Genomic DNA, 14,057 nt, shown 5'->3' with positions numbered 1-14,057 from the left:
CGTGCGACGCCGTCGCCGCATGGCGTGGCGCGTTCCTGGCGCACGGATCGCTGACTGAGCCCGGCCGGTCATCTGCCCTCGAAGTCAGCTGCCCCGGACCCGAGGCCGCACTCGCCATGGTCGGCGCGGCCCGCCGCCTCGGCATCTCCGCCAAGGGCAAGGAGGTGCGAGGAGTCGACCGCGTGGTCATCCGCGACGGTGAAGCCATCGGCGCACTGCTCACTCGCCTTGGAGCCCACGAGTCCCTGCTGGCTTGGGAGGAGCGCCGCATGCGCCGCGAGGTGCGCGCCACGGCCAATCGCCTGGCCAACTTCGATGACGCCAACCTGCGCCGTTCGGCTCGTGCGGCAGTCGCGGCGGGAGCCCGCGCCCAGAGGGCGCTGGAGATTCTCGCTGACGACGTTCCTGATCATCTCAAGATGGCCGGAAGCCTGCGGGTCGAGCACCGTCAGGCGAGCCTGGAGGAGCTGGGCCGGTTGCACGAGCCTGCCCTCACCAAGGACGCGATCGCCGGCCGCATCCGGCGTCTGCTGGCCATGGCCGACAAGAAGGCTGATGAGCTCGGGATCCCCGACACCGAGGCATCCCTGGGCGAAGAGGCCCTCTCGGACGGCTGATCTGCGGGTGACTCGCCCGGAGGCCACGACACTGAGTAGGGTTGACGACGTCACCCACCCGACCACCGCAGGAGAGAAGTCCCCGTGACCGTTCGCGTAGGAATCAACGGCTTCGGCCGCATTGGCCGCAACTTCTTCCGGGCGGTTCGCGCCTCCGGTGCCGACATCGAGATCGTCGCCGTCAACGACCTGACCGACAACAAGTCTCTCGCCCACCTGCTCAAGTACGACTCGATCCTCGGGCGTCTGGACGCCGACGTCACGCATGACGAGGGCCACATCTACGTCGGCGACCAGAAGATCGTCGCCTTCGCTGAGCGCGACCCGGCCAAGCTGGACTGGTCCGGAGTCGGCGTGGACATCGTCGTGGAGTCCACGGGCTTCTTCACCGACGCGACCCAGGCCAAGGCCCACATCGACGGCGGAGCCAAGAAGGTCATCATCTCGGCGCCAGCGAAGAACGAGGACGTCACGATCGTGATGGGCGTCAATCACGACCTCTACGACCCGGCCGAGCACACCGTGATCTCCAACGCGTCCTGCACGACCAACTGCCTCGCCCCGATGGCCAAGGCGCTCAACGACGCGCTGGGCATCGAGAAGGGTCTGATGACCACGATCCACGCGTACACGCAGGACCAGAACCTGCAGGATGCGCCGCACTCGGACCTGCGCCGTGCGCGCGCCGCCGCGATCAACATCGTCCCCACCTCGACGGGTGCCGCCAAGGCCGTGAGTCTGGTGCTGCCCGAGCTCAAGGGCAAGCTCGACGGCTACGCGCTGCGCGTGCCCGTGCCCACCGGCTCGGCGACCGATCTGACCTTCACCGCCTCGCGGGAGACCACGGTCGAGGAGGTCAACCAGATCATCAAGGATGCCGCCGAAGGCCCCCTCAAGGGATTCCTCGTCTACACCGAGGATCCGATCGTGTCCTCGGACATCGTCACCGATCCGGCGTCGTGCGTCTTCGACTCCGGCCTGACCAAGGTCATCGGTGATCAGGTCAAGGTGGTTGGCTGGTACGACAACGAGTGGGGTTACTCCAACCGCCTCGCCGACCTGGTCGTGCACGTCGGCGCCTCGCTCTGACGTGAAGACGGTCTCAGACCTCCTCGCTGACGCGGGTGACGTGCGCGGCCAGCGTGTGCTGGTTCGCAGTGATCTCAACGTGCCGCTCGACGGCAGCAGGATCACCGACGACGGACGGGTGCGCGCCAGCGTGCCGACCATCCAGACCTTGGCCGATGCTGGTGCCCGGGTCGTCGTCATGGCGCACCTCGGGCGTCCCGACGGTGCTCCTGCCGCGAAGTACTCGCTCGAGCCGGTGGCCGCGCGCCTCGCCGAGCTGCTGGGCCAGCCGGTCCAGTTCGCCACCGACACGGTGGGCGACGACGCGCAGCGCGTCGTCAGCGGTCTGGCCGACGGCGAGGTCGCCGTGCTCGAGAACGTGCGATTCAATGCCGGCGAGACCAGCAAGGACGCCGCCGAGAGGGGAGCCTTCGCCGACCAGCTCGCCGCGCTGGCCGACGTCTTCGTCTCTGATGGTTTTGGGGTCGTGCACCGCAAGCAGGCCAGCGTCTACGACATCGCCGAACGTCTGCCGTCCGCCGTGGGTGGGCTCGTGCAGGCCGAGGTCGAGGTGCTGAAGCGCCTGACCGAGAGCCCGGAACGTCCCTACGTCGTGGTGCTGGGCGGCTCCAAGGTCTCCGACAAGCTCGGAGTGATCGACAACCTGCTCGACAAGGCCGATGCGCTGCTCATCGGTGGTGGCATGGTGTTCACCTTCCTCAAGGCTCAGGGCCATGAGGTCGGCACGTCACTGCTCGAAGCCGATCAGCTCGACGTCGCCACGCGTTACGTGGAGCAGGCGGCTGCCCAAGGGGTGGAGATCGTGCTGCCCACTGACATCGTCGTGGCGCCGGCGTTCGCCGACGCCGACGCCAGCGTGGTGGCAGCCGACGCGATGCCAGCCGATCAGATGGGCCTGGACATCGGTCCGGCGTCTGCCGAGCGATTCGCCGAGATCATCCGCGGCGCACGCACGGTGTTCTGGAACGGGCCGATGGGCGTGTTCGAGATGGACTCATTCGCAGCTGGTACGCGAGCCGTCGCGGAAGCGCTGACGCAGATCGATGGCCTGTCAGTCGTCGGCGGCGGCGATTCTGCGGCTGCAGTCCGTCAGCTCGGATTCGACGATGATGCCTTTGGACACATCTCCACCGGTGGTGGAGCCAGCTTGGAGTACCTCGAGGGCAAGACCTTGCCCGGACTCGCGATCCTGGAAGGGACTGACGTCTGATGTCAAAGACCTCTGCACGTACACCGCTGATGGCGGGCAACTGGAAGTCCAACCTGAACCATCAGGAAGCGGTGGTCCTGGTGCAGAAGCTGGCCTGGACCCTCGAGGACAAGAAGCACGACTACGCCAAGGCCGAAGTCGTGGTCGTTCCGCCGTTCACTGACCTGCGCAGCGTGCAGACGCTCGTGGACGGTGACCACCTGCAGATCGGCTACGGCGCGCAGGACGTCTCCGAGCACGACGGCGGCGCGTACACCGGCGAGATCACGGCGGCCATGTTGGCCAAGCTGGGCTGCACCTACGTGGTCGTCGGGCACTCGGAGCGTCGTGAGTACCACGGCGAATCCGATCAGCTGGTGAACACCAAGGCCCGCAAGGCTCTGGATGCCGGCATCGCGCCGATCGTCTGCGTGGGCGAGGGCCTCGAGGTCCGCCAGTCCGGCGAGCACGTCGCGTACACGCTTGCCCAGGTAGACGGCTCGTTGGCCGAATTGACCGCCGAGCAGCTGGCCACCGTCGTCATCGCGTACGAGCCGGTATGGGCCATCGGCACCGGCGAGGTCGCGACCCCGGACGACGCTCAGGAGGTCTGTGCGGCGATCCGTCATCGGGTCGCGGAGACCTGGTCGTCGGAAGTGGCCGATGCCATGCGTATCCTGTATGGCGGATCGGTCAAAGCCGCGAACATCGCTTCGATCATGGCCAAGTCGGACGTCGACGGGGCCCTGGTGGGTGGCGCCAGCCTCCAGGCGGAGGAGTTCGCGGGTGTGGCCCGGTTCTATGACATGCCGGACCTGTCCGGCGCCTGATCTATCGAAGGCCTGACGTGATCTTGCTGTTCTCCATCCTGCTCGTCCTGAGCAGCGCGATGATGATCGTTCTGGTGCTCATGCACAAGGGACGCGGCGGAGGCCTGTCCGACATGTTCGGCGGCGGCATCTCCAGCTCGCTCGGCGGTTCCTCAGTGGCCGAGCGCAACCTCGACCGCATCACGGTCGGCATTGCCGCGATCTGGGTCGTCTCCATCTTCGCCCTCGGGCTGTTGTTGAAGGTGAGCAACTGATGGCCGCAGGTGCCATTCGCGGAAGCCGTATCGGCTCCGGGCCCATGGGCGAGGCGGAACGTGGCGAGGCTGCACCCCGGCATCACGTCACGTTCTTCTGCATCAACGACCACACCACCGAGCTGCAGTTCGCTCTCGAGGCCGACCTGCCCGACGCATGGGACTGTCCCCGCTGCGGCATGCCGGCCAGCATCGACTCGAACAATCGCCCGACAGCCCCCAAGGCTGCGCCCTACAAGACGCATCTGGCCTACGTGAAGGAGCGCCGCTCCGAGGACGAGGCTGCCGAGCTGCTCACCGAGGCGATCCAGACTTTGCGCGCCAAGCGCAAGTCTGGCGAGATCATCTTCTGATTCGGAGTACTCACGGGTAACCTTGGGGGGTGCCTCCCACGCATCTCGTGACCAATCAGGTTCCCCCGCTCGTCGACGACGACGCCTCGGCGTACGCGCCGTACCAGGAGGCGTTGCAGCGGGCGGGCGCCACGCACGCGGTCGACCAGGTGCGCGAGATCGGCGAGGCCGCTGGGTCCGCGCACGTGCGTCACCTCGGCGAGCTGGCCGAGCGCAACGAGCCGGTGCTGCACACGCACGACCGCTACGGCCAACGGATCGATCAGGTCGAGTACGACCCGGCGTATCACGAGCTGATGACGATGGCTGTTGGCTTCGGCCTGCACGGTGCCGTCTGGGCCTCCGATGACCCGCACGCCCACCTCGTGCGCGCCACGGGCCTGAGCGCGTGGATGCAGTCCGACGCCGGCCACGTCTGCCCCATCTCGATGACCTACGCCGCCGTGCCGGCTCTTCGGGTCGACCCGGACGTCGCCGCCCAGTTCGAGCCGCTGCTGACCAACCGTGCCTACGACCCGTCGTTCGCGGTCCCGACGGACAAGCAGGGCCTGCTCGCCGGCATGTCGATGACCGAGAAGCAGGGCGGATCGGACGTGCGAGCCAACACGACCACGGCCCAGGACCAGGGCGATGGCACCTACCGGATCGTGGGCCACAAGTGGTTCACGTCCGCGCCGATGTCCGATGTGCTGCTGACGCTCGCCCAGGCGCCCGGGGGACTCACCTGTTTCGTGCTCCCGCGTGTGCTGCCGGACGGCACCGCCAACGCCATCGCGCTGCAGCGGCTCAAGGACAAGCTGGGCAATCGGTCCAACGCGAGCAGCGAGATCGAGTACGACCAAGCCATCGGCTGGCGGCTGGGCGACGAGGGTCGCGGCGTGCAGACGATCATCGAGATGGTCAACATGACTCGCCTGGACTGCACTCTGGGTTCGGCATCGGGCATGCGCGTCGGCGTGCAGCAGGCGGCGCACCATGCCACCCACCGGTCGGCCTTCGGCAAGGCACTGATCGACCAGCCGCTGATGCGCAACGTGCTGGCCGACCTCGCGGTCGAGGCCGAGGCGTCCACGACCGTGGCGCTGTGGCTCGCCGACCTGACCGACCAGGCGCTGGCCGGTGACGAGAGAGCAGCGGCGTTGCGGCGCATCGGCCTGGCCGCGTCGAAGTACTACGTGTGCAAGCGCGCGCCGATGCACGCGGCCGAGGCGCTGGAGTGCTTGGGCGGCAACGGATTCATCGAGGACTCCGGCATGCCGCGGCTGTTTCGTGAGTCACCCCTGATGTCCATCTGGGAAGGGTCCGGAAACGTCGCGGCGCTCGACACCCTGCGGGCGGTCGCCCGGCAGCCCGAGACGCTGCAGGTGCTGTTCGATGAATTGGATGTCACGTCGGGTGCAGATCACCGTCTGGACACCTTCGTGGCCGGTCTCAAGGAAGCCTTCGGCGATCCCAACACGCTCGAGGCACGCGCGCGCACCGTGGTCGGCGACATGGCGATGGCCCTGCAGGGCTCCCTGCTGGTGCGGTTCGGTCATCCTGCCGTGGCCGACGCCTTCGCGGCCTCACGCCTCGACGGCTACTGGGGCACCGTCTTCGGCACCCTGCCGCCCGGCCTTGACCTCGCGTCGATCATCGATCGCGCTGTCCCCAAGATCTGAACCAAGCGCTCAGAGCAGGGGAACGAAACGGTATCGCCCGTGCTCCGTGACGGCCACGCCGTCAGGGCCGCGTCGCACCAGCAGCATGGTGCCGTTGACCGGCACGACCATCCGGCCACCCACCGTGATCTGATCGACGAGAGAGGTTGGTAGCTGTCGGGCCTCTGCCGAGACCAGGACCCGGTCGTATGGCGCCTCGGCCGACCAGCCGATGGCGTCCGGATCGGCGCTCTCGATGCGGGCCCAGCTCAGACCGGATGCAGAGGAGCCGGTCAGATTCGCGCGGCCAACCTCCACCAGCTCCGGGACGATCTCGGTCGCGATGACGATCCCTTGCGGCCCGGTGAGGTGGGCGAGCAGCCCGGTGGTCCAGCCGGAGCCGGCGCCGACGTCGAGCACTCGGTCGCCTGGTCGGACTTGGAGCAACCGCAGCATGGTCGCCACGGTGCGTGGCTGGGAGTTCGTCTGGCCGTGACCGATGGGGAGAGGCTCATCGGCCGCCGCGCGTCGGCGCTGCGACCGCGGCAGGAAGTCGTGGCGCGGCACCGCGGAGAAAGCATCATCGACGGCATCCACGCGGACCAGTGTGGCATCTGGGCAGGCACCTACGGGTGCTACGAGCCGGACGCAGCACCCTCGTCGAGCAGCCAGAGGGTCTGCTGGAGGCCGCGGACGCCCCTGGCCGGGGTCTCGAACACCGGGCCGTCGCCGAAGGCCTTGGTGAGCGCCTCGGCCTTGCTTTCGCCCGAGACGAGGAACCACACCTCGGCGGCGTGGTTGAGCGCGGGGAAGGTCAGCGTGATCCGCTCGGACGGCGGCTTGGGAGATCCGAAGACCTCGACGCAGCGCCGATCCATCTCGGTCAGCTGGGCAAAGCCTGGGAACAGCGACGCCACGTGCCCGTCTGGGCCCATGCCCAACAGCACCAGGTCGAAGGGGTTGGCGGGCAGGGTGGCGGCGTAGCCGTCCGCGGCTTCGGCCATCGACTCGGAGCAGCCGTGCGCAGGCATGGCGTGCACGTGGTCAGCGGGGACGGCCAGCCGGTCGAGGAAGGCATCACGTGCCTGTTGGTCATTGCGATCGGCGTGACCGGCGGGCACGAACCGCTCATCGCCCCACCACCAGTGCACCCGCGACCAGTCGGCAGCGTCGGCGCGTAGCCGCTCGTACGCGGCGATGGCGATGGTGCCGCCGGTCAGCACGACGTGCGGCTCGCGGCCCTCGGACTGCGTAGCGGTGACCAGGCGACCGAGCCGATCGGCGATGCCCGTCGCGAGTGATTCAGGGTCAGGGTGGACGATCCGCTCGGCACTCATCGGTGCGCCAGCATGTACTGGACGGTGTCGCCGTAGATCTGGTCGGAGTCAAGCCTGCGCAAGTCCTCGGCCAGCAACTCGGCGAGCGTGCGTCGGGCGAGAGGCACGGTGCGGGGCGCCGAACCGGGAACGCTGAACGTGCAGGAGTTCTCGTCCTCGCGCTCGATCCGGACCTCGCCAGCCTTGGTCTCCAGCGTGACCAGCATGATCTGGTCGGCATCGACACGGTGCCATGTGATCGGGACTCCGAGCCGACTCTCCAGCCAAGCCTCCAGGAGCACGCCGGCCGGGTTGCCCGGACCGGCCGAGATGCTGCCGCCGGTCACCGGGCTCTGCACCTGGTCCAGGGCTGCGGCCAGCAACGCGCGCCACGGTGTCAGTCGCGTCCATGACAGGTCGGTGTCGCCCGGGGTGTAGTGCTTGGCCACGCGGGTCAGATTGCGCACTGCCTGCGACGTGGCCTCTGCGTCGGTGAGGCGGCGGGTGCCGAAGGCGCCGATGGGATCGGACGCGGGGTCTGAGGGAGCCGAACCTGGCCACCAGACGACGACGGGGGAGTCAGGCAGCAGCAGCGGCAGCACGGCAGACTCCGCATGCTTGACCAGCTGGCCGGACATCCGCAACAGGATCGACTCTCCGGACCTGTCGCTGCCCACCCGGATCTTGGCGTGCAGATCTGGGCCGCCAGTGCCCTTGCCGAGAATGACGCCGATGACCCGCGAGGGGTGTTCCTGGGACAATGTGGTGGCCGCGCTGAGAGCGTCCTCGACCGTGTCGTCGTCGCAGACCACGATCAGCGTCAACACCATGTCCATTGCCGGGCTGCCGGACGCCAGACGCGCGCGCACCATCTCCTTGGCGATGGTGGAGGCGTTGGTGTGCTCGAGCGTGATTTGCATCTACGGTCTCCTCCAGCGGCGTCCGTCGCGTTCCATCATGGCGTTGGCCGAATCCGGACCCCAGGTGCCTGACGGGTAGGTGTCGATCGATTTTTGTCGCGCCCAGTGCTTGATGACGGGATCGAGGATCTGCCACGACATCTCGACTTCCTCGTGCCGCGGGAACAACGGTGGTTCGCCCAGCAGGACGTCGAGGATCAGACGCTCGTAGGCCTCCGGGCTGCTCTCGACGAACGTTCCGCCATACGCGAAATCCATGTTGACGTCGCGGATCTCCATGACGGTGCCGGGCACCTTGGCACCGAATCGCAGGGTGACGCCCTCATCCGGCTGGATCCGCATGACCAACGCATTCTGGCCCAGCTCCTCCACGTCGTTGCTGCTGAACGGCTGGTGTGGTGCGCGTTTGAACACCACGGCGACCTCGGTGACGCGTCGGCCGAGGCGCTTGCCGACGCGCAGGTAGAACGGGACGCCGGCCCAGCGGCGGGTGCCGATGTCGATGCGCATGGCGGCGAATGACTCCGTCGTCGAGTCGGCGGGAATACCCTCTTCCTCGAGGTAGCCCTTGACCTGCTCGCCGCCGGCCCAGCCGGCGGTGTACTGGGCGTGCGCCGTGTGCAGGTCCATCCGGGCCGGTGGACGGGCATTGGCGAGAATTTTCTGCTTCTCGATGCGCAGGCTCTTGGCATTGAACGAGACGGGTTCCTCCATGGCGATCAACGCCATCAGCTGCAGCAGGTGGTTCTGGATCACGTCACGGGCTGCGCCGATGCCGTCGTAGTAGCCAGCCCGGGTGCCGATGCCGATGTCCTCGGCCATCGTGATCTGCACGTGGTCCACGTAGTTGCTGTTCCAGACCGGCTCGAACATGCCGTTGGCGAACCGGAACGCCAAGATGTTCTGCACGGTCTCCTTGCCCAGATAGTGGTCGATGCGGAAGACGGACTCCGGTTCGAACACCTCCCCGACGGTTCGATTGAGCTCCTGTGCCGATGCGAGATCGTGTCCGAACGGCTTCTCGATGACCACTCGACGCCACGCATCCGGGTGCTGGTCGGTGGCACTGGCGAGCCCGTGCTGCTTGAGCTTGTTGACGACGGTCGAGAACAGGCCGGGCGGGATCGACAGATAGAAGGCGTGATTTCCCTGCGTGCCCTGGGTCTCGTCGAGCTCGGCCAAGGTCCTGGCGAGCTCCTGCCACGCGTCGTCGTCGTCGAAGGACCCCTCGACGAATCGGACCCCGGCGTACAGCTGTTTCCAGACCGTCTCGCGCCACGGCGTGCGCGCACCGGCCTTGGCGGCGTCCTTGGCCAGCTTGGCGAAGCCGTCGCGTCCAAAGTCGTGCCGGGCGAATCCCACCAGCGCGAATCCCGGCGGCAGCAGGCCGCGGTTGGCGAGATCGTAGATCGCTGGGATCAGCTTGCGCTTGGCGAGATCACCAGTGACCCCGAACAGCACCAGGCCACACGGACCGGCGATCTGCGGGAGCCTGCGGTCCTGGGGGTCGCGGAGCGGATTGGAGGTCATCGCAGCGCGTCCTGCACTCGGGCGAGCGCGTCGAGGTCGGTCAGGTGCAGACGCAGCACGGGGCGTCCGGCGTCGCGGAGCACCTGGGCATCTCCCACAGCCTGGGAGGCGATGAACGAGCCGAAGGTGAAGTCGCGACCCGGCACGGCGAGGTCCTGGGCCGGTTCACAGGTGATCTGCAGGAAGACCCCGAGGGGAGTGCCACCCTTGTGAAACTGCCCGGTCGAGTGCAGGAACCTCGGTCCCCAGCCGAAGGTGGTGGGCCGACCCACGCGGGCGGCCACGCTCTCCCGCACCGAGGCCAGATCCTGCAGGGCGTGGCGGTCGAGGTAAGCCTGGATGGCGACGTAGCCGTGGGAGAGGTCCAGCTGGTCGAGCAGGACCCTGACGGCAGCCTCGACGGTGGACGCGCTGGTGCCGTACAGCTCGATCCCGCCGTCGACTGCATCGGGCTGCGGGGGAGTAGAGCCGCTGTCCAGGACCTCGCGGGCCGCCTGCTTCGCGCTCTCGACGTCGGGCTGGTCGAACGGGTCGATGCCGATCAGACGTCCGGCCACGGCGGTGGCGACCTCCCAGGCCAGCATCTGGGCACCCAGCGGTCCGTCGATCCCGACCGACCACCCGGACTGCGCTTCGGACGGCTCCGTGGTGCCGATCGTGACGAGGATCGAGTCGGCCGAGCTGGGCTCGAAGTTCACTGCGTTCTGGAACGGCACGACGACCGGAAGCACGCCTCGACCCTGCTTGCCGGTCGACTCGGCCACCAGCTGCTCGATCCAGTCGCCGACACCGTGGCCGGTCTGGTCCGCCAGCACCAGCTTGTCGACGCGATGACGGTGGGCGACGCCGATCAGCACGCCGAGTCGCAGTGCCGGGTTCTGGGACGAGTCGGCGAAGACCGCGTCGTGCGCAGCCTCGGCGTCATCGAGGAGTGCCGCGATGTCGGCTCCGGCCAGACCGCTCGGCACCAGCCCGAAGGCACTGAGTGCGGAGTAGCGGCCGCCGACGTCCGGATCCGCGGCGAAGACGCGGTATCCGGCCTCCTGGGCTTCTGTCTCCAGGGGCGAACCCGGGTCGGTCACGACGACGATGCGTTCTGCCGGGTCGATGCCGGCGTCGCGGAACGCCTGCTCAAAGGCACGACGCTGGCTGTCGGTCTCGACCGTGCCGCCGGACTTGCTGGACACCACCACCACCGTGGCGTCGAGGCGGTCAGCGAGGACACCGCGCACCATGTCCGGCTGCGAGGAGTCCAGCACCGTCAGATCGACCCCAGCGGTGTGGCAGATGACCTCCGGCGCCAGCGACGACCCACCCATGCCGCACAGCACGACCCGATCGAGACCGCGGGCGCGAACCTCGTCGCGCAGGCCGATGATCTGGTCGACCAGCGGGCGCGACGTCGTGGCGAGCGACACCCACGCCAGTCGCCGGGCCGCCTCTTCCTCGGCGTCGCGGCCCCACAGCGTGGGGTCCTGATCGCCGATCCGCGAGGCCACCTCGTCGGCGACCGCCTGCCGCAGAGCCGTGTCGAGCTCTGCGGCGTCGGCGGACGTCAGGCCGACGGCCAGCACGTCAGGCCTTCTCGATCTCGGTCTTCACCGTCTCCAGCAGCTCGGCCCAGGAGGCGTCGAACTTCTGGACGCCCTCGTCCTCCAGCGCCGCGACGACCTCGTCGTAGGAGATTCCCTCGGCCTCGAGGTCGGCGATCACCTGCCGGGCGTCGTCGTAGTGCATGGTCACCTGGTCTCCGTGCACCTCCCCGTGAGCGGCGAAGGCCTTCATCGTCTTTTCCGGCATGGTGTTCACGGTGTTGGCGACCACCAGGTCGGTGACGTACATCGTGTCCGAGTACGTCGGATCCTTGACGCCGGTCGAGGCCCACAACGGACGCTGACGGTTCGCACCCTTGGCGGCGAGCGCTGCGAATCGGTCGCCGCCGAACACCTGCTCGTACGCCTCGAAGGCGAGACGTGCGTTGGCAATCGCCGCCTGGCCACGCAGGGCATGTCCCTCGGGCAGTCGGCCGTCGACCTCGGAGTCGACCCGGCTGACGAAGAACGACGCCACGGAGTGGATCGTGGCCAGGTCGAGATCATTGGCGGTCGCCTGCTCGAGACCGTAGAGGTAGGCGTCCATGACGCCGCGGTAGCGGTCCAGCGAGAAGATCAGCGTGACGTTGACACTGATGCCCGCCGCGATGGTGGCCGCGATGGCGGGCAGGCCCTCCTCGGTGGCGGGGATCTTGATCAACAGGTTGGGCCGGTCGACGCGGTCCCACAGCTTCTGGGCCATCGCGACGGTCTTGTCGGAGTCGCGGGCCATGCCCGGATCGACCTCGATGGAGACCCGGCCGTCGACACCGTCGGTGGCGTCGAACACCGGCCGCAGGATGTCGCACGCATTCTGCACGTCGGTGGTGGTGAGCTCGAACACGGTTGTGTCGACGTCGGCACCGGACTCCTTGAGCTCGGCGATCTGACCGCTGTAGCGATCGCCGTCGGACAGCGCGGAGGCAAAGATCGTGGGATTCGTGGTGACTCCCACCACGCCAGCCTCCTCGACGAGAGACGTGAGATTTCCCGACTCGATGCGCTCACGGGACAGATCGTCGAGCCAGATGGACACACCGGCGTCGGCGAGGGCTTGCAGACGGCTGTTCATGGAATCCCCTTCAGGAAAAAGTGGTGGTCAGTGAGTGTCGGCCGGACCGATGGACCCGGCAGGCCGGGCGTGGAACGGGGCCGACGGGGCCGCCCCCGCGGCCGCGATCGACTCCTTGGCAGCAGCGACGACGGCGCTCGCTGTGATGTCGAACTCCTCGTAGAGCGTGGCGAAGGACGCTGAGGCGCCGTAATGATCGAGTCCGACGATGCGGCCGGCGTCGCCGACCACGTCGCGCCAGCCGAGCGAGACGCCAGCCTCGACGGAGACGCGAGCGCGCAGGGTGGGCGGGATGACCTCGTCGCGATACGCCGGGTCCTGCTCCTCGAACCACTCGCGACACGGCATCGAGACGACGCGCGCCCCAATGCCCTCGGCGGCGAGCGTCTCGCGGGCCGCGACTGCCAGCTGGACCTCCGAACCGGTGCCGACCAGGATCACGTCCAGCTCAGCGCCGTCCGGTGCCTCCAACAGGACGTAGGCGCCCTTGGACACCTGTGCGGCAGAGGCCCAGTCCTGTCCGGTGTCATCGGTGCCGCGGGGGAAGGTCGGCACGTTCTGCCGGCTCAGTGCCAGCGCGGTCGGTCGGTCGGTGAGGCCCATCAGGGTGCGCCACGCCGCGACGGTCTCGTTGGCATCCGCCGGGCGGATGACGTCGAGGCCGGGGATGGCTCGCAGTGCCGACAGGTGCTCGACCGGCTGGTGGGTAGGTCCGTCCTCGCCGAGGCCGATCGAGTCGTGAGTCCACACATAGGTGACGGGCAGGCGCTGCAGAGCGGCAAGGCGCACCGCGGGACGCATGTAGTCGCTGAACACCAAGAAGGTGCCGCCATAGACGCGGGTGGGGCCGTGCAGCGCGATGCCGTTCATGACCGCGCCCATGGCGTGCTCACGAATACCGAAGTGGAGCACGCGGCCGTACCAGTCGCCACTGAACATCGTGGTGGAGCGCTCGGGTGGAAAGAAGGACGGCTGGCCCTTCGGCGTGGTGTTGTTCGACCCCGCGAGGTCGGCGGAGCCTCCCCACAGCTCGGGCAGCTTCGGTGCCGCCGCCGTGAGGAACTCACCCGAGGCGACGCGTGTGGCGACGCCCTTGGCGTCCGCCTCGTAGATCGGCAGGTCGGCGTCCCATCCCTCGGGCAGCTCACGCGCGGTCATGCGATCCAGGAGCTCCGCGCCCTCGGGGTTCGCGGTCTTCCACGCCTCGAACCCGACCTGCCACTCGGCGTGCGCCGCCTGGCCACGATCGCGGGCTCCGTCCTGAGTATGGGCCAAGACGTCGTCGGCGACCTCGAAGGTCTGCTCGGGGTCGAATCCGAGCAGCTTCTTGGTGGCGGCGATCTCGTCGGCGCCCAGAGCCGATCCGTGCGATGCGCCGGTGTTCTGCTTGGTGGGTGCCGGCCACGCGATGATGGTGCGCAGGCGGATCAAGCTGGGCCTGTCGGTGACCGCCTCTGCCGCCTGGAACGCATTCCAGAGCGCCTGGACGTCCTCGGTGTAGCCCGTGCCGCCGTTGGTCCAGTCGACTGTCTGCACGTGCCAGCCGTAGGCCTCGTAGCGGGCGGCCACGTCTTCGGTGAAGGCGACGTCGGTGTCGTCCTCGATCGAAATCTCGTTGTCGTCGTACAGGACCGTCAGGTTGCCCAGCTGCTGGG

Annotated in this window: 14 protein-coding genes; 7 read left to right on the top strand and 7 right to left on the bottom strand. The window is 68.0% G+C overall.

From position 1 onward, the window contains the following. From whiA to WB508_RS11390, 7 genes are all read left to right on the top strand, one after another. Positions 1–617, top strand: a 617-nt coding sequence (gene whiA, locus WB508_RS11420; protein WP_423845007.1) for a DNA-binding protein WhiA, incomplete at its 5' end; no start/stop codon positions are given. A gap of 84 nt (positions 618–701) precedes the next feature. Next, entirely contained in the window at positions 702–1,706 is a 1,005-nt protein-coding gene (gap, locus tag WB508_RS11415) for a type I glyceraldehyde-3-phosphate dehydrogenase (RefSeq protein WP_423845006.1), read from the top strand. Between the two features lies 1 nt (position 1,707). Continuing rightward, entirely contained in the window at positions 1,708–2,916 is a 1,209-nt protein-coding gene (locus WB508_RS11410; RefSeq protein ID WP_423845005.1) for a phosphoglycerate kinase, read from the top strand. Continuing rightward, positions 2,916–3,725, top strand: coding sequence for a triose-phosphate isomerase (tpiA, locus tag WB508_RS11405; RefSeq protein WP_423845004.1), 810 nt, complete (start codon positions 2,916–2,918; stop codon positions 3,723–3,725). Before WB508_RS11410 ends, tpiA begins: the two co-directional genes overlap by 1 nt. Before the next feature lie 17 nt (positions 3,726–3,742). Then, complete coding sequence (gene secG, locus WB508_RS11400; protein ID WP_423845003.1) at positions 3,743–3,979, top strand: preprotein translocase subunit SecG; 237 nt, start codon at positions 3,743–3,745, stop codon at positions 3,977–3,979. Beyond that, a complete protein-coding gene (locus tag WB508_RS11395) occupies positions 3,976–4,332 on the top strand; it encodes an RNA polymerase-binding protein RbpA (protein WP_423845008.1) in 357 nt (118 codons plus the stop codon). The genes secG and WB508_RS11395 overlap by 4 nt, the downstream gene beginning before the upstream one ends. Before the next feature lie 29 nt (positions 4,333–4,361). Continuing rightward, entirely contained in the window at positions 4,362–5,993 is a 1,632-nt protein-coding gene (locus WB508_RS11390; protein ID WP_423845002.1) for an acyl-CoA dehydrogenase family protein, read from the top strand. A gap of 9 nt (positions 5,994–6,002) precedes the next feature. On the opposite strand, the gene WB508_RS11385 is transcribed toward WB508_RS11390, so the two are convergent. The 7 genes from WB508_RS11385 to WB508_RS11355 all read right to left on the bottom strand — a co-directional run. Beyond that, positions 6,003–6,569, bottom strand: a complete 567-nt coding sequence (locus WB508_RS11385) for a protein-L-isoaspartate O-methyltransferase family protein (protein WP_423845001.1) — start codon at positions 6,567–6,569, stop codon at positions 6,003–6,005. Between the two features lie 38 nt (positions 6,570–6,607). After that, complete coding sequence (pgl, locus tag WB508_RS11380; protein WP_423845000.1) at positions 6,608–7,309, bottom strand: 6-phosphogluconolactonase; 702 nt, start codon at positions 7,307–7,309, stop codon at positions 6,608–6,610. Then, positions 7,306–8,208, bottom strand: coding sequence for a glucose-6-phosphate dehydrogenase assembly protein OpcA (locus tag WB508_RS11375; protein ID WP_423844999.1), 903 nt, complete (start codon positions 8,206–8,208; stop codon positions 7,306–7,308). The genes pgl and WB508_RS11375 overlap by 4 nt, the downstream gene beginning before the upstream one ends. Further along, on the bottom strand, positions 8,209–9,738 hold the full coding sequence (gene zwf / locus WB508_RS11370; protein ID WP_423844998.1) for a glucose-6-phosphate dehydrogenase: 1,530 nt from the start codon (positions 9,736–9,738) through the stop codon (positions 8,209–8,211). It abuts the gene before it with no gap. Beyond that, positions 9,735–11,312, bottom strand: a complete 1,578-nt coding sequence (locus tag WB508_RS11365; protein ID WP_423844997.1) for a glucose-6-phosphate isomerase — start codon at positions 11,310–11,312, stop codon at positions 9,735–9,737. Before WB508_RS11365 ends, zwf begins: the two co-directional genes overlap by 4 nt. A gap of 1 nt (position 11,313) precedes the next feature. Next, on the bottom strand, positions 11,314–12,402 hold the full coding sequence (gene tal, locus WB508_RS11360) for a transaldolase (RefSeq protein WP_423844996.1): 1,089 nt from the start codon (positions 12,400–12,402) through the stop codon (positions 11,314–11,316). A gap of 27 nt (positions 12,403–12,429) precedes the next feature. Beyond that, positions 12,430–14,057 (bottom strand): transketolase family protein (locus WB508_RS11355; RefSeq protein ID WP_423844995.1); only part of this gene is annotated, 1,628 nt, incomplete at its 5' end.

Origin of the sequence: Aeromicrobium sp., assembly GCF_049586495.1 — a bacterium.
In the GTDB taxonomy this organism is placed as follows: domain Bacteria; phylum Actinomycetota; class Actinomycetes; order Propionibacteriales; family Nocardioidaceae; genus Aeromicrobium.
The sequence above is the reverse complement of the archived record's forward strand: the minus strand, read 5'-3'. Positions and strand labels throughout refer to the sequence as shown.

Excerpts from the sequence above, each read along its gene's own strand:
- zwf (WP_423844998.1), bottom strand. The coding sequence starts at position 9,738 with ATGACCTCCAATCCGCTCCGCGACCCCCAGGACCGCAGGCTCCCGCAG.
- pgl (WP_423845000.1), bottom strand. The coding sequence starts at position 7,309 with ATGAGTGCCGAGCGGATCGTCCACCCTGACCCTGAATCACTCGCGACG.
- tpiA (WP_423845004.1), top strand. The coding sequence starts at position 2,916 with ATGTCAAAGACCTCTGCACGTACACCGCTGATGGCGGGCAACTGGAAG.
- WB508_RS11375 (WP_423844999.1), bottom strand. The coding sequence starts at position 8,208 with ATGCAAATCACGCTCGAGCACACCAACGCCTCCACCATCGCCAAGGAG.
- tal (WP_423844996.1), bottom strand. The coding sequence starts at position 12,402 with ATGAACAGCCGTCTGCAAGCCCTCGCCGACGCCGGTGTGTCCATCTGG.